This window comes from Microbispora sp. ATCC PTA-5024 (assembly GCF_000511135.2).
In the GTDB taxonomy this organism is placed as follows: domain Bacteria; phylum Actinomycetota; class Actinomycetes; order Streptosporangiales; family Streptosporangiaceae; genus Microbispora; species Microbispora corallina.
This window is the reverse complement of sequence record NZ_KI866522.1, coordinates 860,397-877,816: the sequence shown is the minus strand read 5'-3', so window position 1 is coordinate 877,816 and position 17,420 is coordinate 860,397. Positions and strand designations below refer to the sequence as shown.

Below are 17,420 nucleotides of genomic sequence, written 5' to 3'. Positions count from 1 at the left end.
GCCCCTCCCGTCCGGAACCGGTACCCCCCTCATCTGGCCCGGCAGGCCCTTCGTTACCGGCGCACGCCGCTCTGGTCGTGCCCGGCCGGTCGGCCGCCGTGGGTGGCGAGGAATTTCTCGATCCGCGCGTCCATCTCCGGAGGCCCCGCCAGGGGCAGGGTGTGGTGGGTGGCGCCGGGCAGTACGGCCGTCTCCAGGCGGGGCAGGATTGCCGCGGCCGAGGCGGCGACGCGGCCGGCGTCGTGGGCCCGGCTGTGTTCGGCCAGGAGCAGCAGCGCCGGGGTCCGGAGCGCCCGCAGGACCTCGGGGGCGGGCCGCGGGCCGGTCAGCGGGCGGGCGGCGGGGAAGCCGGCGGCGTGGTCGAACAGGCGCAGCCACGTCTCGTCGAGCGCCGCCCGCCGGGTCTCCCAGGCGAGGAAAGCGCGGCGCCGCCGCACGGTCGGGCGCAGCAGCATGGGCAGGGCGTGCAGCAGGTAGCGGCGGGAGAACCCGGTGAAGCAGTTCGTCGGGTCGATCAGGACCAGTGCCCGGACCCTGCCGGGCGCGTGCGCCGCGTAGTGCAGGGCACTCCACCCTCCGTACGAGTGGCCGCACAGGGACGCCGACTCCGCGCCGAGACCGTCGAGCACGGCGTCGAGCCAGGCCATAAGGTCGCCCAGGCGCCGGATGCCGCGCTCGCCGGCGACGCTGCGCCCCGGGTCGCCCACGAGGTCGACCGCGTGCACCCGGTACGCCGCCCCGAGGGCCGTCGCCGTGCCGTACCAGACGGTCGAGGTGGTCCCGCCGCCGTGCAGGAGGACCACGGGAGGCGCGTCCGGTGGGCCGGCGGTGTTGACGTGGGTCGTGCCGAAGGGGGTGCTGATCTCGGCCTGCTCGGTGGACGCCGGCCAGTGCCTTCTCATGACGGCGTCGTAGGCCGTGAGAAACGCGTCGTCGGTGGTCGTCAAACCCGCCTCCCAAAATAGCTCGCTCAGCGATAATATCGCTCAGCGAGATAATGCGTGAGGAGAGACGTGTGACGGCAGCACGGTCGAGGCGGAAGCACCACGATCCCGATCTGGAGATCTTCCATCTGCTGCGCGCGGTCGCGGTGGAGTACGGCCTGCGCCAGGCCGCGTTCGCGGCCGAGCACGGCATGCACGTCACCGAAGTGCGCGCGCTCATCCGCCTGCTGGACGCCGAGCGGGCCGGGGTCGACGCCACCGCCGGCTTCCTCGGGGCCGGGCTGGGCCTCAACTCGGCGGGCACCACCGCGGTCATCGACCGCCTCGAACGGCTCGGCCTGGTCAGCCGGGTCCGCGACGTCCACGACCGGCGCCGGGTGCTGCTCAAGGTGGAGGACCGCGCCAAGGACCTGGGGTGGAGCTACTTCGGCCCGCTCATCGACAAGACCGTGGCCGTGCTGCCCGGCTTCGACGAGCGCGAGACGGCGGCGGTACGGCTCTTCCTCCAGACGGCGCTGGACGCCCTCACCTCGCAGCAGACCTGACGCTCGTCCGTCCGGCCGGCGTCGAGGCCACCCCCGCTCCGCCGGCGCATGAGATGCTTCGCGACGTGAAGCGGGACGAGAGCGGCGCCGATGTGGCGCGGTCACCGTACGAGCGGGTCGTGCTCATGTTCGGGATCCTGGCGGCGGCGCTGCACGCCCTGTTCGTCTGGAGTGTCCTCGACTGGTTCCCGTGGCCGCCCTCCGCCGTGCTGGCCGTGGCCGTCGCGATACCGGTCGCGGGATCCCTGACCGGACTGCGGCAGGCCCGGCGTTTTCGCCATGGATACGGCCGGTTCGGAGCGGCTCTGGGATTCCTCCTCGCCAATCTCCTCGGACTCGCCGTCGCCGTGCTCGCGATCGGCCTTGTGATCTTCTTCACCGCGGACTGAGCGGCCGCCGCGGCGAGGCCGACGGCTGCCGCTCCGCGGGCGGCCGGACGGCGGCTAGCCTGGCGGGGATCACCGGAAGGGCGGGAGAGCGCGATGGTCAGACGCCTGCTGGACACGACCGCGCGGGAACTGGCCGGGTACGGCCGGGCCGAGAAGCTGGCGGCCATCCGTGGCAGCGAGGGGCGGACGGTGGCGGCGGAGGTGATGGCGCCGGTCATGGCCGCCGTCTACGACGTGAGCAACCCCGAGCTCGCCGCCGGGATGGGGGCGGACATCGTCGTCCTCAACCTGCTCGACGTGCGTGAGCCGGTGGTCTTCGCGGTGGACGCGGCCCCGAAGGACGTGGTGCGTGAGGTCAAGCGGCTGACCGGGCGGATCGTGGCCGTCAACCTCGAACCGGTCGACCCCGAGGCGCCGCGGGTGACCGACGACGACTTCGGGCCGGGGGAGAAGGCGGGACGGCTCGCGACGCCGGAGAACATCGCCGCCCTGGCCGCTCTCGGCGCCGACGCCGTCGTGCTCACCGGCAACCCCGGGATGGGCGTGACCAACGCGTCGCTGACCAGGGCGGTGGCCGCGGCCAGGGACGCCGCGGGCGACGACCTGATCGTCATGGCCGGCAAGATGCACGCCGGCGGCAGCGCGTCGGAGGCCGGGGCGGGCATCGTGGACGCCGCCGCCGTCGAGGGCTTCGTCGCAGCCGGGGCCGACGTCGTTCTGGTGCCCGCGCCGGGTACGGTCCCGGGCTGCCACGAGGCACAGGTACGGGAATAGGTGGCGGCCGCCCACGCGGCCGGAGCGCTCACGATGACGACGATCGGCACGTCGCAGGAGGGCGCGGACGCCGACACGGTCCGGCGGCTCGCGCTGATGGCCAAGATGACCGGGACCGACATCCACCACCTGGGCGACTGCGGCTACTTCGGCATCACGGTCCCGGAGAACATCCTCGCCTACAGCGTCGCGATCCGCGGCCGCCGCCACGCGTACCGCCGCATGGCCATGTCCCTCCTCCGATAGGGGAAGGGCGCGCGTCAGAAGGCCGCGGCCACGCCGTAGGCCTCGCTCAGCCGGGCCATGTCGTGCAGGTCCCGCTCGCGCGGCTCGTACCCCTGGTGGAACCGCGCCTGCTGGTCCGCCGACAGACAGGGGACCCGCGCCCCGCCGACGGCCCCGACCACGAAGCAGTCGGCGGGGTAGGTGAAGACGCCGCCCGACTCGTCGGCCGGCTGCACGGCGGAGCCGTCCGAGCCGAACGTGATCGGGTGGAGGTCGATCTCGCGGCCGTGGGAATCGCGCATGACGAAGCGGACGGGCCGCCCGGGGAGGGCGTCGCCCGTCTCGGCGTACCCGGCCCGCTCCAGCGTCGCGACGACCACGGCCTCCTGGTCGGCGCGGTGGGCGAGGTCGAGGTCGTGGTGCTCCCGGGTGACCCGGCCGAGGAGGGCGTCCACGCCCCAGCCCCCGCCGATCCACACCTCGCAGCCCGCGCCGCGCAGCAGCGCCATGACCCGCAGGACTTCCGACGTCTCGAACACGTCACGAGCGTGACACGCGGCCCGGCGCCGCGTCGACCCACTTTCGAGGTACGCCGGGGGCCGCGTCACCCGCCGCGGCGCCAGGGGAGCCGTACGGGCTCGGCGGGCACATCGCCGGCGAACAGGCCGGGTAGCAGGCGCGGCAGGTCCACGGGGAAGACCTCCTCGTCCGTCCGGGCCAGTTCGTCGAGCGTCCACCACCGGTGGGCCGAGATCTGCGACCGTTCGAGCTCCTCCTGGCGGGAGCCGTCGACCGTGTGCGCCTCCACCCGCAGGAAGAAGAACCAGTCGACGGCCTCCACGAGATCCTCGCCGAGCTCGGCCGGGCCAGAGGTCCAGGCGACGACCGGGCCGAGGAGGGCCTCGGGCACGTCGAGTCCGATCTCCTCGCCCAGCTCACGCGCGGCCGCGGCCGGGAGGCTTTCCCCGTCGTCGACGCCGCCGCCCGGGGTCACCCAGAAGTGGGCGGCCGTCCAGTGCTCCGGCGCCGGGAAGCGGAACAGCAGGATCCGGTCCTGGGCGTCCGCCAGCAGGACCCGGGCGGTGGTACGGGTGACGGTGCTCGTCATGATCCCGATCTTACTGTTCGGGCGGTGTTAACCGTTTCTCAGCTGGCTTGTCGATCAAGCGGACCTACTCTGACATCGCTTCTCAACCCCCCTAAGAAGGACGGTCATGGTCGTATCCGCTGGAAAGGCACGCTCCCGCAGGACCTATATCACGATCGCATCCGCCCTCGGTCTGACCGCCGCGATCGGCCTCGGCGCCGAGGCCGGGTCCGCCGCCACGGTCCCCGCGCCCGCCCACGTGGTGGTCGTCGTCCTCGAGAACCACGCCTACTCCCAGGTCATCGGCAGCTCCAGCGCCCCGTACATCAACTCGCTGGCGACGGGTGGCGCGAACCTCACCCAGTTCTACGCCGAGACCCACCCGAGCCAGCCCAACTACTACGCCATGTTCTCCGGCAGCACGCAGGGCATCACCGACGACAGCTGCGTGAAGATCGGCTTCAGCTCCGCGGCCAACCTCGGCTCCGAGCTGATCGCGGCCGGCAAGACGTGGGCGAGCTACAACGAGGGCCTGCCCAGCCAGGGCTCGACCGTCTGCAGCAACAGCTCGAACAAGTACGCCCAGAAGCACAACCCCTGGTTCGGCTTCGGCAACGTGCCGACCTCCACGGCGTACACGTTCGCGCAGTTCCCCACCGACTACACGAAGCTCCCGAAGGTCTCCTTCGTGGTGCCGAACCTGTGCAACGACATGCACGACTGCTCGGTCTCGACCGGCGACACGTGGCTGAAGAACAAGCTCGGCGCGTACGCGACCTGGGCGAAGTCGAACAACAGCCTGCTCATCGTCACCTTCGACGAGGACAACAAGCTCGCCGGCAACCGCATCGCCGCCGTGGTGTACGGCCAGGCGGTGAAGGCGGGCAGCTCGTCGTCCACCACCTACAACCACTACAGCCTGCTCCGCACGCTGGAGGACATGGCCGGCCTGACGACCCACGCGGGCAACGCGGCCTCCGCCTCCGACATCACCGGAATCTGGAGCTGAGCTTGTACCTGGCTGAACGCGGCCCGGCGCCCGCCGACGAGTCCGAGGAGGCGCCCGCCGGCCGGGAGGCCCGGGCCGCTCAGCCGGGCCGGATCACACGCACGATCTCCGGAACCGTCGTCGCCCTCGGGGCGGTGAGCCTCATCACCGACGTCTCCTCGGAGATGGTCACCGCCGTGCTGCCGCTCTACGTGGTGGCAGGGCTGGGGCTGAGCCCTCTCGGGTTCGGCGTCCTGGACGGTGTCTACAACGGGGTCAGCGGGCTGGTCCGGCTGTTCGGGGGCCATCTGGCCGACCGGGGGCGGCGGCACAAGGCCGTCGCGGTGGCCGGGTACGGCCTGTCCGCCCTGTGCAAGCCGCTCCTGCTGCTCGCGCAGACGCTTCCGGCCATCGGCGCGGTGCTGGCCCTCGACCGTACGGGCAAGGGCATCCGCACGGCCCCGCGCGACGCGCTCATCTCATTGAACTCGACGCCGGATAACCGGGGACGGGCCTTCGGCGTGCACCGCGCCATGGACACCGGCGGCGCGCTCCTCGGCCCCCTCGTCGCGTTCCTCGTGCTCGGCGTGGCCGCGGACGGGTACGACGCCGTCTTCACCCTCAGCTTCTGCGTGGCCGCCCTCGGCGTGCTCGTCCTGCTCCTGTTCGTCCCGAGCGGCCGGGCCGTCCCCGGACAGGCTGCCCAGGCGGAGGAGGCCCAGGCGGAGGAGGCCAAGGCCGAGCCCGTCACCGTGCGGTCGGCGCTCGCGCTGCTCCGCCGCCCAGACGTGCGGCGGCTCGCCGTCTGCGCGACGCTGCTCGGGCTCACCACGGTCAGCGACGCCTTCGTCTACCTGCTGCTGCAGCACCGGCTCGGCATCGCCGAGCGCTGGTTCCCGCTGCTGCCGCTCGGCACGGCGGGCGCCTTCCTGCTGCTCGCCCTGCCCCTCGGGATGCTGGCCGACCGCGTCGGGCGCCGCCGGGTGTTCCTCGGCGGCCACGTCGCGCTGCTGTTCGCGTACGGCCTGCTGCTCGTGCCCGCGCAGAGCGGACTGCTGCCGGTTGTGGTGCTCGCGCTGCACGGCGCCTTCTACGCCGCCACCGACGGGGTGCTGCCGGCCGCGGCGGCCGGGGCCGTGCCGCCCACCCTGCGGGCGAGCGGCCTCGCGCTGATCGGGACCGGCCAGGCGCTGGCCCGCTTCTGCTGCTCGCTGGCGGTGGGGGCGGCGTGGACCGTCATCGGCGACCGGGCCGCGCTCGCCCTGGCCGCGGGCGGGCTCGCGATCTGCGCCGGATGGGCGGCGTACGCGCTGCGCGGTCCGGAGACCCGATGACGCCGCGCCTCACCCGCCGGGCCCGCGTCGTGACGCTGCTGGCCGCGGTGGCGCTGCTGGGCTCGGTCGGAGCCGCCTCCGTGCTGCGGGCCGCCGACCGGGCGGAGCAGCGTGACCGCCCGCACCAGGGCGGGCCGTCCGTCGCGGGCGGCGCCGTGACCCTCGACGGCGGCGGACGGCGGATGGTGTTCCGCAACATGGCCTGGGGGCCGTACCGCGACGACCTCGTCTCGGTGCCGGCCGGCGACCCCGGTGGCCCGCGCACGGCGGCGGCGGTCCGGTGCCTCCGCTTCCACGCCGCCGCCGGAACCGGCGTGTGCCTGCGCAAGGAGGAGACGGCGGTGGGGGAGAGCTACCTGGCGAGCGTCCTCGACTCCCGCCTGCGGACGCTGCGCGAGTTCCCGCTCGCCGGCATCCCGTCGCGCACCCGGGTGTCGCCCTCCGGCCGCATGGCCGCCTGGACGGTCTTCGTGGGCGGCGACTCCTACGCCGGAGGCGCCTTCTCCACCCGGACCTCGATCCTCGACACCCGCACGTGGACGCTCACGCCCAGCCTGGAGGCGTACGCGGTCGTGAAGGACGGCCGGCCCTACCACGCCGCCGACGTGAACCTGTGGGGCGTCACCTTCTCCGACGACGGGCACTTCTACGCCACACTGGCGACGGCGGGCCGGACGTACCTCGTCCGCGGAGACGTCGCCGCCCGCACGGTGACCACGCTGCGCCCCAACGTCGAGTGCCCGTCGCTGTCGCCGGACGGGACCCGCCTGGTGTTCAAGAAGCGCGTGCCCGGCCTCAGCCCGGACGCGCCGTGGCGGCTGTACGCGCTGGACCTGCGGACCATGCGGGAGACGCCGCTGGCCGAGACGCGCAGCGTGGACGACCAGGTCGTCTGGGCCGGCGGGAACACCGTGCTCTACGGCCTGGCCGGCGACTTCGGCGACGACCTGTGGTCGGTCCCGGCCGACGGGACCGGCAGGCCGTCCCGGATCGCCGTCGCCGCCCTCAACCCCGCCTTCGTCTGACGCCGGCGGCCTGCCCACACGGGACGGACGCGGGGCCCTCGCCGGCTCGGGCTAGCATCGAGCGGTGTCCCACTCCGCCACGCCATCGGGAGACCCGGGGGGCCGCCGCGCCGTCGCCGCCGCGATGCGGGCGTTCGTCGCCGGAGACGCGCTCGGCGTCCCGTGGGAGGGCGCCCCGCCCGGAGAGGTCGACCGGGGGCGGCTGTTCGACGTCCCGGCCTCGCGGGGCTGGCCGAGAGGGGCCACCTCCGACGACACCGCGCAGATGATGCTCGTGGCCCGGCTGATCGCCGACACCGGAGGACGGCCGGCCGCGGAGGAGTTCATGCTCCGGCTCAGCGCCGAGGCCGACCGGATACGCGGCACCGGCCCGACGACGCGGTTGGCGCTGCGGCACTTCGCCGCGACCGGCGTGCTTCCACCGCCGCCCGGAGACCCCCGTACCGGCGCGACCAACGGCGCGGCCATGCGGATGGCGCCGGTCGGCTGGGCCGTCCCCGCGTCCGATCCGCACCGCCGCCGCGACCTCGCGGCCGAGCTGGCGCGGGGCACCCACCCCAGCCCGCTCGCGATCGGCGCGGCCTGCCTGGTCGCCGCGATGGCGAGCCGCGGACTGGACGGAACGGACGGCATCCTCGACGCCGCCGTCTCCGAGGCCGAATGGCTCGGCCGGCCGGAGTTCGACGACGTGCGGCGGGCCGCCGAGGGGGACTGGAGGCCGCCGCCCGGAGGCGTCACGATCGACGCCGTCCAGACCCTCGCCGCCGTCGCCCACGTCGTCCGCCGGTCCACCGACCTGGTCGAGGCGCAGACGTACGCGGTGACGCTCGGCGGGGACACCGACACCGTCGCCGCCATCGTCGGCGGGGTGCTCGGCGGCGCCCCCGGGCAGGGCGGCCCTGTGTGGTGGGACCGCGTGTGGTTTCCCGAGGACGCCGAGGTGGACGAGCTGGCGGCGCGGCTGGCCGCCCTCCGGGCCGCCTGACGGGGGCTCGTTCAGGCGAAGCCGGCGAGCTTGTAGAGGACGAGCGACCCGGCCACGGCGACGTTCAGGCTCGCCCCGACGCCGATCATGGGGATCTCCACGACCGCGTCGAGCAGGTCAAGAGCCTCGGGCGGGATGCCCTCGCGCTCGTGGCCGAGCACGGCGACCGTCGGCGTGCGGGCCATCGGCAGGTCGGCGAGGCGCACCGCCTCCTCGGCGAGCTCCACGCCGAGCACCCGCCGGCCGCCCGCCCGCTGCCGGGCCAGCCAGGTCAGCGGGTCGCCGGTCCAGTGCACGCAGGCGGGACGGCGCAGCGTGTTCCCGCGTGCCAGCGCCTCCCGCACCCACGGCAGGCGAGGTACGGCGAGACAGGCGCCCACGGCGTCGCAGGTGCGCAGCAGGGTTCCGAGATTCGCGCCGTGCAGGGGCCACAGCGGCGCGGCGACGAGATGATCCGGGCAGCGCAGCGGGCGGCGGCGTCGTTCGCCCCGCAGATCTGCGGGTGTCCGGACGCGTACGGCGGGCCCGCTCACGAGAGGGGACGGGCGGCTCCGGCGACGTGCATGAGAAGGGCGCTTTCAGCGGCGCGCCCAGGCCATCGACGAGATCAACGTGCGCGTTGACTATAGACCCACCCCAAGAGGCGCGTCGACTCTGCATTCGGTATACAGTATGGAGGCAACTTCTTCGAGAGGACGGCGCGATGTCCGAGCCGGAAACGATCTCTGGCGGTCACCTCGTGGCCAGGGCCCTGAAGGCCGAGGGCGTGGACGTGATCTTCACGCTCTGCGGGGGTCACATCATCGACATCTACGACGGTTGTGTCGACGAGGGCATCGACGTCATCGACGTGCGGCACGAGCAGGTGGCCGCGCACGCGGCGGACGGCTACTCGCGCATCACCGGCAAGCCCGGCTGCGCGGTCGTCACCGCCGGACCCGGGACGACCGACGCGGTCACCGGGGTCGCCAACGCCTTCCGCGCGGAGAGCCCCATGCTGCTCATCGGCGGGCAGGGCGCCCTCAGCCGGCACAAGATGGGCTCGCTGCAGGACCTGCCGCACGTCGACCTGATGACGCCGATAACCAAGTTCGCCGCGACCGTGCCGTCTACCGAGCGGGTCGCCGACCTCGTGTCCATGGCCTTCCGCGAGTGCTACCACGGCGCCCCCGGCCCGTCGTTCCTGGAGATCCCGCGCGACGTGCTCGACGCCAGGGTTCCGCTCGAGCGCGCCCGGATCCCGCAGGCGGGCCGCTACCGCGCCTCCACCCGCCAGGCGGGCGACCCGGAGGCGATCGAGCGGCTGGCCAGCCTGCTCGCGCACGCCGAGAAGCCCTGCGTGCTGCTCGGCAGCCAGGTGTGGGCCTGCCGCGCCACCGGCGCGGCGGCCGACTTCGTCCGGGCGTTCGACGTTCCGGCGTACATGAACGGCTCCGGCCGCGGCACGCTGCCGCCGGGCGACCCGCTGCACTTCCAGCTGTCGCGGCGGTACGCGTTCGCCGAGGCCGACCTGATCGTCGTCGTCGGCACGCCGTTCGACTTCCGGATGGGGTACGGCGAGCGGCTGTCGCCCACGGCCACCGTGGTCCAGATCGACCTCGACTACCGGACGGTCGGGAAGAACCGCGACATCGACCTCGGCATCGTCGGTGACGCCGGGCTGATCCTGAGCGCGGCGGCCCAGGCGGCCTCCGGCGGGATCGACGGCGGCTCGGCCCGGCGCAAGGAGTGGATCGAGGAACTGCGGGCGGTCGAGACCAGGGCCTACGAGAAGCGCCTGCCCCGGCAACTGTCGGACTCCCGGCCGATCGACCCCTACCGCCTGGTCCACGAGATCAACGAGTTCCTCACCGAGGACTCGATCTACATCGGCGACGGCGGCGACATCGTCACCTTCTCCGGGCAGGTCGTCCAGCCGAAGTCGCCCGGCCACTGGATGGACCCGGGACCGCTCGGCACCCTCGGGGTCGGCGTCGCCTTCGCGATGGCCGCCAAGCACGCCCGGCCCGACAAGGAGGTCGTCGCGCTGTTCGGCGACGGCGCGTTCAGCCTCACCGGATGGGACTTCGAGACGATGGTCCGCTTCGGCCTGCCGTTCGTCGGCGTCGTCGGCAACAACTCCTCGATGAACCAGATCCGGTACGGCCAGGCCGCCAAATACGGCGAGGAGCGGGCCAGGGTCGGCAACACGCTCGGCGACATCCGGTACGGCGACTTCGCGAAGCTTCTCGGCGGCCACGGCGAGGAGGTGCGCGACCCCGCCGAGATCCGGCCGGCGCTGGAACGGGCACGCGCGTCGGGCAAGCCCTCACTGATCAACGTGTGGGTCGATCCGGAGGTCTACGCCCCCGGGACCATGAACCAGACGATGTACAGGTAGGGAGGGGCATGAAGGCACTGGAAGGCGTCCGCGTCCTCGACATGACCCACGTGCAGTCGGGTCCCTCGTGCACCCAGCTCCTGGCCTGGCTCGGTGCCGACGTGGTCAAGCTGGAGGCCCCGACCGGCGACGTCACGCGCCGGCAGCTGCGCGACGTCCCGGACGTGGACAGCCTCTACTTCACCATGTTGAACTGCAACAAGCGCAGTATCACGCTCAACATGAAGAGCGAGCGGGGCAGAGAGCTGTTCACGGAGCTCGTGAAGTCGGCGGACGTCCTGGTGGAGAACTTCGGGCCCGGGGCGGTCGACCGCATGGGCTTCACCTGGGACCGGCTCAGCGAGCTCAACCCCCGCCTCGTCTACGCCTCGATCAAGGGCTTCGGGCCCGGCCGCTACGCCGGCTACAAGGCGTACGAGGTGATCGCCCAGGCGATGGGCGGCTCGATGAGCACCACGGGCTTCGAGGACGGCCCGCCGCTGGCCACCGGCGCGCAGATCGGCGACTCCGGCACCGGGGTGCACGCCGTCGCCGGCATCCTGGCCGCCCTCTACCAGCGGACGCGGACCGGTCGCGGCCAGCGGGTCCAGGTGGCCATGCAGCACGCCGTCCTCAACCTGTGCCGGGTGAAGCTGCGCGACCAGCAGCGGCTGGCCCACGGGCCGCTCCGCGAGTACCCGAACCGGACGTTCGGCGACGAGGTGCCGCGGTCGGGGAACGCCTCCGGCGGCGGCCAGCCCGGCTGGGCCGTGCGCTGCGCGCCGGGAGGGCCCAACGACTACGTCTACGTCATCGTCCAGCCGGTGGGCTGGAGGGCCCTCGCCGGGATCATCGGGCGTCCCGAGCTGGCCGACGACCCCGAGTGGGCGACGCCCGAGGCGCGCCTGTCCAAGCTGGACAAGCTGTTCCAGCTCATCGAGGAGTGGAGCATGCACCAGGACAAGTGGGCCGTTCTCGACCGGCTCAACGCGGAGGACATCCCCTGCGGGCCGATCCTGTCCGCCCGCGAGCTGATGGAGGACGAGAGCCTCCGCGAGGAGGGTGTCGTGGTCAGCGTCGAGCACCCCGAGCGCGGCTCGTTCATGACGGTCGGCAGCCCGCTGCGGCTGTCGGCGTCGCCGGTCGAGGTCACCGCTTCGCCGCTGCTGGGCGAGCACAACCAGGAGATCTACGCGGCCCTCGGCGTCACGCCCGGCGAGCTGGCCGAGCTCAAGACGAACGGGGTGATCTAGCAGGCGTGGGACGCGCCGGGAGACGAAGGGAGGCGTTCGGCGACGCGACCGGCCCGATGAGGCATCCCCTGTCCTCGGAAGGCCGGCGCGTCGCCGGACGTCGTGCGATCGATCCACCCGACTCCATCGTCGGGGGGATGTGTTTCACCGGCGCGAGCGGCAGGTGACATCCGTGTCAACTGCCGAAGGAGGCCGAGGAGCGGCGGCGCCTGCGCCGGGCGGGCAGCGGCTGCGGCGGGTGCTCCTCGCCGAGCTGGTTCAGGTAGAGGTCGCGGGTCTGCTCGGTGTGGCGCTTCATGAGCTCGGCCGCCCGGTCGGCGTCGTGGGCGGCGATGGCATCGATCAGCGCCTCGTGCTCCTCCCAGGACGTCCGGCCCCGCTGCCGGGCCACAGGAGTGTGGTACCACCGGACGCGCCGGGACACCTGGGCGGCGAGGTCGCCCAGCACGGCGTTCCCGGACAGCTCCACCACGGTGGCGTGCAGCGTGGAGTTGAGGGCGACCGCGGCGTCGACGTCGTCGGCCTCGACCGCCGCCAGGCCCTGGGCGCACAGGTCGCGGAGGCGGGCGACGCCCTTCTCGTCCGCGTTGCGCGCCGCCAGCCGGGCCGACTCCGTCTCCAGCAGCGCCCGCACGGCGAGCAGTTGGTCGGCCTCCTCGGCGCTGGGGGAGTGGACGAACGCGCCCTGGCCCGGGTGGAGGTCGACCCAGCCTTCGCCGCTGAGCAACTGCAGGGCCTCCCGCACCGGCTGGCGGGACACGCCCAGCAGCTCGGCGAGCTCGTTCTCGACCAGGTGCTGGCCCGGCTTGAGCTGGGTGGAGATGATGAGTTCGAGCAGGGCCTCGAAGACGCTCTCCCGCAGCGGGACGGGGCGGGGGATCTTCGCGGCCGCGCTCGGCTGGGGCGTTGTCACGGTGGAGACCTCACGGTTTCTCGTCGACCGCCTACAGCATACAGTTCCATTCGTGCCGCTTCCCGCGTGATCACTTCTGTGTACCCGTCGCACGCGCAGGCGTGCCGATCCGGACGGGACACGCACGGCGGCCTTGTCCGGGCCGGGCCGGCGGCCGTACCCTGGGCTGCGGGTGACCTGAGCTGGACCATTCCGACGAGATCGTCGTTCCGGACTTCCGCGGCATGCAGGCGCTGAACGCCTGGCTCGCCGGTCACGACCATGGGCTGCTTCTCCAGGGGCCCGACCCCGACGGACCGGACCCCGTGATGCACGGCGTCGTCGTCTCGCAGGCCCCGCCTCCCGGCACCCGGCTCCACCGCTGGGCGACCGTCACAGTGTGGGTCCGCCACGACCCCGGCGATCCCGGCGGCGTCCGCGAGCCCCGCCGTCCCATCCCACCCGAGGGCGCGCTGGAGTCCGAGCTTCCCGAGGGCTGAACCGCGTGACCCACCGTGTCACCCGCCCGTCGACGCCCGCGCGGTGAGCCAGTCCCGGGCCGTGTCCAGATGGGCGGGCCCCAGGCCGTGCCGGAAGTCCACGTCGACGAGGAGGAAGTCGCCGACGTCCGCGTGCGCACGCAGGTACTCCCGGTCCGCCTCGCCATGGTCGTCGTCGAACCACACGAACGGCCGTCCCCGCACGTACTCCGCCACGTGGACCGTCTTGGGGTGCACCTTCGCCGGGACAGGGGTGTTGGCGTCCAACGGGACGACCGGGAGGCGGGGCAGCCCGATGCGCGGCCCGATCTCCCGGTTGGCGTCCTCGCTCCACGTCGTGGCCCAGGCGAGCTCCGCGCCCGTATCGCGGGCGAGCGTCAGCAGCGCCCGGCCGTGGGAGGGGTCGAGCAGCAGCGGGTGGGTCCGGCCGTCGAGGACGCACGTGTGCCGCCGGAAGCGCGGGGACGAGCGGCGCGACGGGTTGAGCACTCCGTCCACGTCCAGCAGCACGAGGGGGGAGATCGCCATCGCCCCATCTTCGCCGCCCGCCTCGGTGAGAGCCACGCGTTTCGTTCCCGGACCGTACGAGGGTGGTGCGAGAGCCGGGAGGGGCGCCGGCGACCGGCGTTACGATCGGATCCGGTACGGCGGGGGACGCCGTCCGGCATCGAAGGGCTGAACTCGATGGGAGTGAGTCTGCGCGACGTCGCGCTGCTGGCGGGCGTGTCGGTGAAGACGGTCTCCAACGTGGTGAACGGCTACGCGCACGTGTCGGCCGCCACCCGGGCCAAGGTCGAGTACGCGCTCTCCCAGCTCGACTACCGTCCCAACCTGTCGGCCCGCAACCTCCGGCTGGGCCGCACGGGTGTGATCGCGCTGGCGTTGCCCGAGCTCGACCCGCCCTACTTCGCCGAGCTGTCGCGGTTCGTCATCCACGCCGCGGCCGGGCACCGGTGGATCGTCGTGATCGAGCAGACCGACGGAAGCCTGGAGCGGGAGCGCCAGGTGCTCGACGGCGTACGGGACCACCGGGTTGACGGCGTGATCCTCAGCCCGGTGGCCATCGGCGCCGAGGAGCTCGCCGCGCGCACCGACGACAGCGCACTCGTGCTGCTCGGCGAGCGGATCTACGACGGCCCCGCCGACCACGTGGCGATCGACAACGTGCGGGCGGCCCGCGAGGTCACCGAGCACCTGATCGGGCTGGGCCGGCGGAGGGTGGCCGCCCTCGGCGTCCAGGACGACCCGGCGACCGGGACGGCGGCCCTGCGGCTGGCCGGGTACGCCGAGGCGGTGGCCGCCCGTGGGCTGCCGCGGCTGACCGCCGCCGTGGAGCGCTACAGCCGGGCGGAGGGCGCCGCCGCGATGGCCCGGCTGCTGGCGGAGCCCGATCCTCCGGACGCCGTCTTCTGCTTCAACGACCTGCTCGCGCTGGGCGCGATGCGGACCGTCCTGTCGTCGGGGCTGAGGGTGCCCGAGGACGTGGCCCTGGCCGGCGTCGACGACATCGAGGACGGCCGGTTCAGCACGCCGACGCTGACCACGGTCGCCCCCGACAAGGCCGAGCTCGCCCGTACGGCGGTCGAGCTGCTGCGCCGGCGTGTCGACGGGGGCCCCGGCGGCCCGCCGCGGGAGGTGCGGGCGAGCCACCGCCTCGTCGTGCGCGAGAGCACGGCCGGCGTACCGCCCGTCCCCCTGCCCGCTTGAGTGCCGGCCGGGGGAACGACGCCGGTCAGGCCTCGTCGTCCAGACGCTGCGGCGGGCCGTGCCACTCCACGAACAGGACCGTGGCGTCGTCGTCCAGCCGGTGGTCGTGGTAGTCGAGGACGGCGCGGGTCAACCGGCGGAGGGTCTCGGGCACGGGCAGCCCGGACGCCTCCTGCCGGATCACGAAGTCGACGAAGCGCGGCAGCCCGAACTCCGTCCCGCCCGGCGTCCGCAGCTCCGTGATGCCGTCGGTGTAGAGGAGCACGCGGTCGCCCGGTTCGAGCTGCTCGCGGCAGAGCGTCACGGGCAGGCCGAGCCCGAGACCCATCGGATGGGCCGGCGGGCACTGCAAGGTGGCGATCCAGCGGCCCCGCCGGATGACGACCGGTGGATGGTGCCCCCGGTTGACCCAGGTGAAGGTCCCGGTGGTGGTGTCCAGGTCCGCGAGGATGGCGGTCACGAACCGGTTCGCCTTGCCGAACTCCTCGATCAGGACCTGCTCGATCTGCTCGCTGTTGTCCGTCAGGCCGATGCCCTGCCGCCGGTTGTTGCGGCACGCGGCCACCGCGAGGTTGGCCGTCAGCCCGGCCGACACGTCGTGGCCCATCGCGTCGAAGATCGCGAGGTGTGCGACCGTGCCGGCGATCGAGTAGTCGAACGCGTCCCCGCCGATCTCGTACGCGGGCTCGAGCATGCCGGCGATCGTCACCACGCTGTCGCTGAACGTCAGCGGCGGCATGAGGTTCCACTGCAGCTCCGCGGCCACGTTCATCGGCCGGCTGCGGACGATCCTGGCGTAGGTGTCGCTGAAGCTGCCCTTGCTGACCAGGAGCAGCGACAGGAGGGAGGCGAGGTGCTGCATCGCCTCGATCGCCCCCTCGTCGTCCCCGGCCGGGGCGACGCGCAGGACGCCGATGCGCTCGCTGCCGTCGACCAGGGGGACCCACCAGTGCTCGGGACGGTCGCCGGGGCCGGTCTTCGCCAGGGTCCGGACCTCCTGGAAGGCCCGGCCCGCCAGGGTGGTGTCGACGCGGATCTCGTCCTGCTCGGCGTCGGACCCCAGGGCGCGGATCGCGTCGGCCGTCTCGAGGGGGGCTCCTCCGCCGAAGTGACGCCCCCGCAGGCGTCGCAGGACGTTCTGCTGCAGGTCGATGAGGTAGATCTGGACGTCGCCCAGCCCGGCCCGCCGGGCGCTCGCTCCCACCATGGCCGGAAGGTCCTCGACCGCGGCCCGGTGACTGGTCTCGAGAAGCTCGGTCAGGGTCCTCAGCAGACCTCCGTCGGTCTCGTTCGGTGCTTCCCGCCCACGCATGGCCACCCCCGTTCCTCGGAGGGCTGTCGCCACCTACGATCCTCCACCATCACGCCACGGCGTGACGAGAGGCAGACGCTATTTCGGATACGTTCGGTACCCGTCGAGCGGTTGCGCCGGGTAATCCGGTTGATCGCGGCGCGGCGGGTTCGGCACCCTCTGATCATGGGGAAACCGCCTGAGCTCGCGCCGGAGATCCTCGAGTACTACCTCGGGGGAGGCGAGGACACCCGGCTCCGGTCCGGCAGGGGCCGGCTGGAACTGTGGCGGACACAGGACGTCCTGCGCCGGTTGCTCCCGCCCCCGCCCGCCCGCGTCCTCGACGTCGGCGGCGGCACCGGGGTGCACGCGGAGTGGCTGGCCGCCGACGGGTACGCCGTCGACCTGGTCGACCCCGTGCCCGCGCACGTCGAGCGGGCGTCCGGGCTGCCGGGGGTGACGGCGGCGCTGGGGGACGCCCGGGCCCTCGACGCCGCCGACGCGACGGCCGACGCCGTGCTGCTGCTCGGCCCGCTCTACCACCTCCCGGATCGGGCCGACCGGGTCCGCGCGCTGGCCGAGGCCCGCCGTGCCGTACGGCCGGGCGGGGTCGTGGCGGCGGCGACCATCAGCAGGTGGGCGGCCGTTCACGACCTGGTGCGCAAGGGAGCGTACGCCGACGAGGCGGTGCGCCGGGTGGCCGACGACGTCGCCGGCGACGGGCTTCTGCGCTCGCATCCGGGCAGCGGGTTCACCACGGCCTACTTCCACCACCCGGACGAGACCCTCGGGGAGTTCGCCGACGCGGGGCTGCCCGGCGCGCGACGGTACGCGCTGGAGGGGGTCTTCGCCTGGTACGAGGCCCTGGACACGTGGCTGGACGACCCGGAACGGCGGACGGCGCTGCTGAACGCGGCCCGGCGCGCCGAGGGCGACCCGACGCTGCTCGGCGCCACCGGGCACATGATCACGGCCGCCCTCGCCCCCCGCGAGACGCTAACCAGCTGAGAGGGGCTCCAGAAGAAGAGCACACAGCGGCTCACTGCGCACCCGCTCCACAGCCCCGTCCGCTCCGGCTTCCCGGGCGGTTCCGGACGCCCGGGGTTCGGCAGCCTCTCACAG

At 73.3% G+C, this 17,420-nt stretch carries 18 protein-coding genes and 1 pseudogene; 12 read left to right on the top strand and 7 right to left on the bottom strand.

The features are described 5' to 3' along the window. Window positions 1-53 precede the first annotated feature (53 nt). Entirely contained in the window at window positions 54-947 is an 894-nt protein-coding gene (locus MPTA5024_RS04045) for an alpha/beta fold hydrolase (protein ID WP_036319983.1), read from the bottom strand. Window positions 948-1,015: 68 nt separating this feature from the next. Between MPTA5024_RS04045 and MPTA5024_RS04040 the strand changes: the two genes are divergently transcribed. The 3 genes and pseudogenes from MPTA5024_RS04040 (at window position 1,016) to MPTA5024_RS04030 (ending at window position 2,898) form a co-directional block, all read left to right on the top strand. Continuing rightward, window positions 1,016-1,489: a MarR family transcriptional regulator gene (locus MPTA5024_RS04040; protein ID WP_036319980.1), complete on the top strand. Its 474-nt coding sequence runs from the start codon at window positions 1,016-1,018 to the stop codon at window positions 1,487-1,489. Between the two features lie 65 nt (window positions 1,490-1,554). Continuing rightward, window positions 1,555-1,878 carry a hypothetical protein gene (locus MPTA5024_RS04035; protein WP_157099284.1) on the top strand — a complete coding sequence of 108 codons (324 nt, stop codon included), beginning with the start codon at window positions 1,555-1,557 and terminating at the stop codon, window positions 1,876-1,878. Between the two features lie 93 nt (window positions 1,879-1,971). Then, window positions 1,972-2,898, top strand: a pseudogene (locus tag MPTA5024_RS04030) (DUF7916 family protein). Between the two features lie 14 nt (window positions 2,899-2,912). On the opposite strand, the gene MPTA5024_RS04025 reads toward MPTA5024_RS04030, so the two are convergent. Beyond that, window positions 2,913-3,416, bottom strand: coding sequence for a nucleotidyltransferase domain-containing protein (locus MPTA5024_RS04025; protein ID WP_198166937.1), 504 nt, complete (start codon window positions 3,414-3,416; stop codon window positions 2,913-2,915). A gap of 65 nt (window positions 3,417-3,481) precedes the next feature. Beyond that, window positions 3,482-3,985 (bottom strand): NUDIX hydrolase, encoded by a 504-nt coding sequence (locus MPTA5024_RS04020; RefSeq protein WP_036319976.1) that lies wholly within the window; start codon window positions 3,983-3,985, stop codon window positions 3,482-3,484. Window positions 3,986-4,091: 106 nt separating this feature from the next. Here MPTA5024_RS04020 and MPTA5024_RS04015 point away from each other — a divergent pair, with 106 nt between their 5' ends. The 4 genes from MPTA5024_RS04015 to MPTA5024_RS04000 all read left to right on the top strand — a co-directional run bounded on the left by MPTA5024_RS04015 (window position 4,092) and on the right by MPTA5024_RS04000 (window position 8,296). Continuing rightward, the gene (locus MPTA5024_RS04015) at window positions 4,092-4,973 is read left to right on the top strand and encodes an alkaline phosphatase family protein (protein ID WP_036319974.1); all 882 of its coding nucleotides are present in this window, start codon (window positions 4,092-4,094) and stop codon (window positions 4,971-4,973) included. A 2-nt stretch (window positions 4,974-4,975) separates the two neighbouring features. Then, on the top strand, window positions 4,976-6,286 hold the full coding sequence (locus MPTA5024_RS04010; RefSeq protein WP_036319972.1) for an MFS transporter: 1,311 nt from the start codon (window positions 4,976-4,978) through the stop codon (window positions 6,284-6,286). Then, complete coding sequence (locus MPTA5024_RS04005; protein WP_036319968.1) at window positions 6,283-7,311, top strand: PD40 domain-containing protein; 1,029 nt, start codon at window positions 6,283-6,285, stop codon at window positions 7,309-7,311. The genes MPTA5024_RS04010 and MPTA5024_RS04005 overlap by 4 nt, the downstream gene beginning before the upstream one ends. A 64-nt stretch (window positions 7,312-7,375) precedes the next feature. Further along, window positions 7,376-8,296, top strand: a complete 921-nt coding sequence (locus MPTA5024_RS04000; RefSeq protein ID WP_157099283.1) for an ADP-ribosylglycohydrolase family protein — start codon at window positions 7,376-7,378, stop codon at window positions 8,294-8,296. An 11-nt stretch (window positions 8,297-8,307) separates the two neighbouring features. Here the strand turns inward: MPTA5024_RS04000 and MPTA5024_RS03995 are convergent, their stop codons facing one another. Continuing rightward, entirely contained in the window at window positions 8,308-8,829 is a 522-nt protein-coding gene (locus MPTA5024_RS03995) for a TrmH family RNA methyltransferase (protein WP_036319965.1), read from the bottom strand. Window positions 8,830-8,999: 170 nt separating this feature from the next. Between MPTA5024_RS03995 and MPTA5024_RS03990 the strand changes: the two genes are divergently transcribed. Together MPTA5024_RS03990 and frc are read left to right on the top strand one after the other, a co-directional pair. Continuing rightward, window positions 9,000-10,676, top strand: a complete 1,677-nt coding sequence (locus MPTA5024_RS03990; RefSeq protein ID WP_036319962.1) for a thiamine pyrophosphate-binding protein — start codon at window positions 9,000-9,002, stop codon at window positions 10,674-10,676. An 8-nt stretch (window positions 10,677-10,684) separates the two neighbouring features. After that, window positions 10,685-11,908: a formyl-CoA transferase gene (gene frc, locus MPTA5024_RS03985; RefSeq protein WP_036319960.1), complete on the top strand. Its 1,224-nt coding sequence runs from the start codon at window positions 10,685-10,687 to the stop codon at window positions 11,906-11,908. Between the two features lie 175 nt (window positions 11,909-12,083). Here frc and MPTA5024_RS03980 read toward each other — a convergent pair whose 3' ends face one another. Then, window positions 12,084-12,821, bottom strand: a complete 738-nt coding sequence (locus tag MPTA5024_RS03980) for a GntR family transcriptional regulator (protein WP_036319957.1) — start codon at window positions 12,819-12,821, stop codon at window positions 12,084-12,086. Window positions 12,822-13,045: 224 nt separating this feature from the next. Here MPTA5024_RS03980 and MPTA5024_RS03975 point away from each other — a divergent pair, with 224 nt between their 5' ends. Then, window positions 13,046-13,300: a PASTA domain-containing protein gene (locus MPTA5024_RS03975; RefSeq protein ID WP_051457676.1), complete on the top strand. Its 255-nt coding sequence runs from the start codon at window positions 13,046-13,048 to the stop codon at window positions 13,298-13,300. Window positions 13,301-13,318: 18 nt separating this feature from the next. On the opposite strand, the gene MPTA5024_RS03970 is transcribed toward MPTA5024_RS03975, so the two are convergent. Continuing rightward, a complete protein-coding gene (locus tag MPTA5024_RS03970; RefSeq protein ID WP_036323076.1) occupies window positions 13,319-13,828 on the bottom strand; it encodes an HAD domain-containing protein in 510 nt (169 codons plus the stop codon). Between the two features lie 156 nt (window positions 13,829-13,984). On the opposite strand from MPTA5024_RS03970, the gene MPTA5024_RS03965 reads away from it, so the two are divergent. Continuing rightward, complete coding sequence (locus MPTA5024_RS03965; RefSeq protein ID WP_036319951.1) at window positions 13,985-15,007, top strand: LacI family DNA-binding transcriptional regulator; 1,023 nt, start codon at window positions 13,985-13,987, stop codon at window positions 15,005-15,007. Window positions 15,008-15,032: 25 nt separating this feature from the next. Here MPTA5024_RS03965 and MPTA5024_RS03960 read toward each other — a convergent pair whose 3' ends face one another. Further along, complete coding sequence (locus MPTA5024_RS03960) at window positions 15,033-16,352, bottom strand: PP2C family protein-serine/threonine phosphatase (protein ID WP_232326167.1); 1,320 nt, start codon at window positions 16,350-16,352, stop codon at window positions 15,033-15,035. A gap of 132 nt (window positions 16,353-16,484) precedes the next feature. Here MPTA5024_RS03960 and MPTA5024_RS03955 point away from each other — a divergent pair, with 132 nt between their 5' ends. Continuing rightward, window positions 16,485-17,306: a class I SAM-dependent methyltransferase gene (locus MPTA5024_RS03955; RefSeq protein WP_036319948.1), complete on the top strand. Its 822-nt coding sequence runs from the start codon at window positions 16,485-16,487 to the stop codon at window positions 17,304-17,306. Window positions 17,307-17,420 lie beyond the last annotated feature (114 nt).

What these genes read in the sequence shown, in the direction of transcription:
- MPTA5024_RS04015 (WP_036319974.1), top strand. Translation starts at nt 4,092, where the DNA reads ATGGTCGTATCCGCTGGAAAGGCACGCTCCCGCAGGACCTATATCACG.
- MPTA5024_RS04005 (WP_036319968.1), top strand. Translation starts at nt 6,283, where the DNA reads ATGACGCCGCGCCTCACCCGCCGGGCCCGCGTCGTGACGCTGCTGGCC.
- MPTA5024_RS03965 (WP_036319951.1), top strand. Translation starts at nt 13,985, where the DNA reads ATGGGAGTGAGTCTGCGCGACGTCGCGCTGCTGGCGGGCGTGTCGGTG.
- frc (WP_036319960.1), top strand. Translation starts at nt 10,685, where the DNA reads ATGAAGGCACTGGAAGGCGTCCGCGTCCTCGACATGACCCACGTGCAG.
- MPTA5024_RS03975 (WP_051457676.1), top strand. Translation starts at nt 13,046, where the DNA reads ATGCAGGCGCTGAACGCCTGGCTCGCCGGTCACGACCATGGGCTGCTT.
- MPTA5024_RS03955 (WP_036319948.1), top strand. Translation starts at nt 16,485, where the DNA reads ATGGGGAAACCGCCTGAGCTCGCGCCGGAGATCCTCGAGTACTACCTC.
- MPTA5024_RS04020 (WP_036319976.1), bottom strand. Translation starts at nt 3,985, where the DNA reads ATGACGAGCACCGTCACCCGTACCACCGCCCGGGTCCTGCTGGCGGAC.
- MPTA5024_RS03970 (WP_036323076.1), bottom strand. Translation starts at nt 13,828, where the DNA reads ATGGCGATCTCCCCCCTCGTGCTGCTGGACGTGGACGGAGTGCTCAAC.
- MPTA5024_RS03990 (WP_036319962.1), top strand. Translation starts at nt 9,000, where the DNA reads ATGTCCGAGCCGGAAACGATCTCTGGCGGTCACCTCGTGGCCAGGGCC.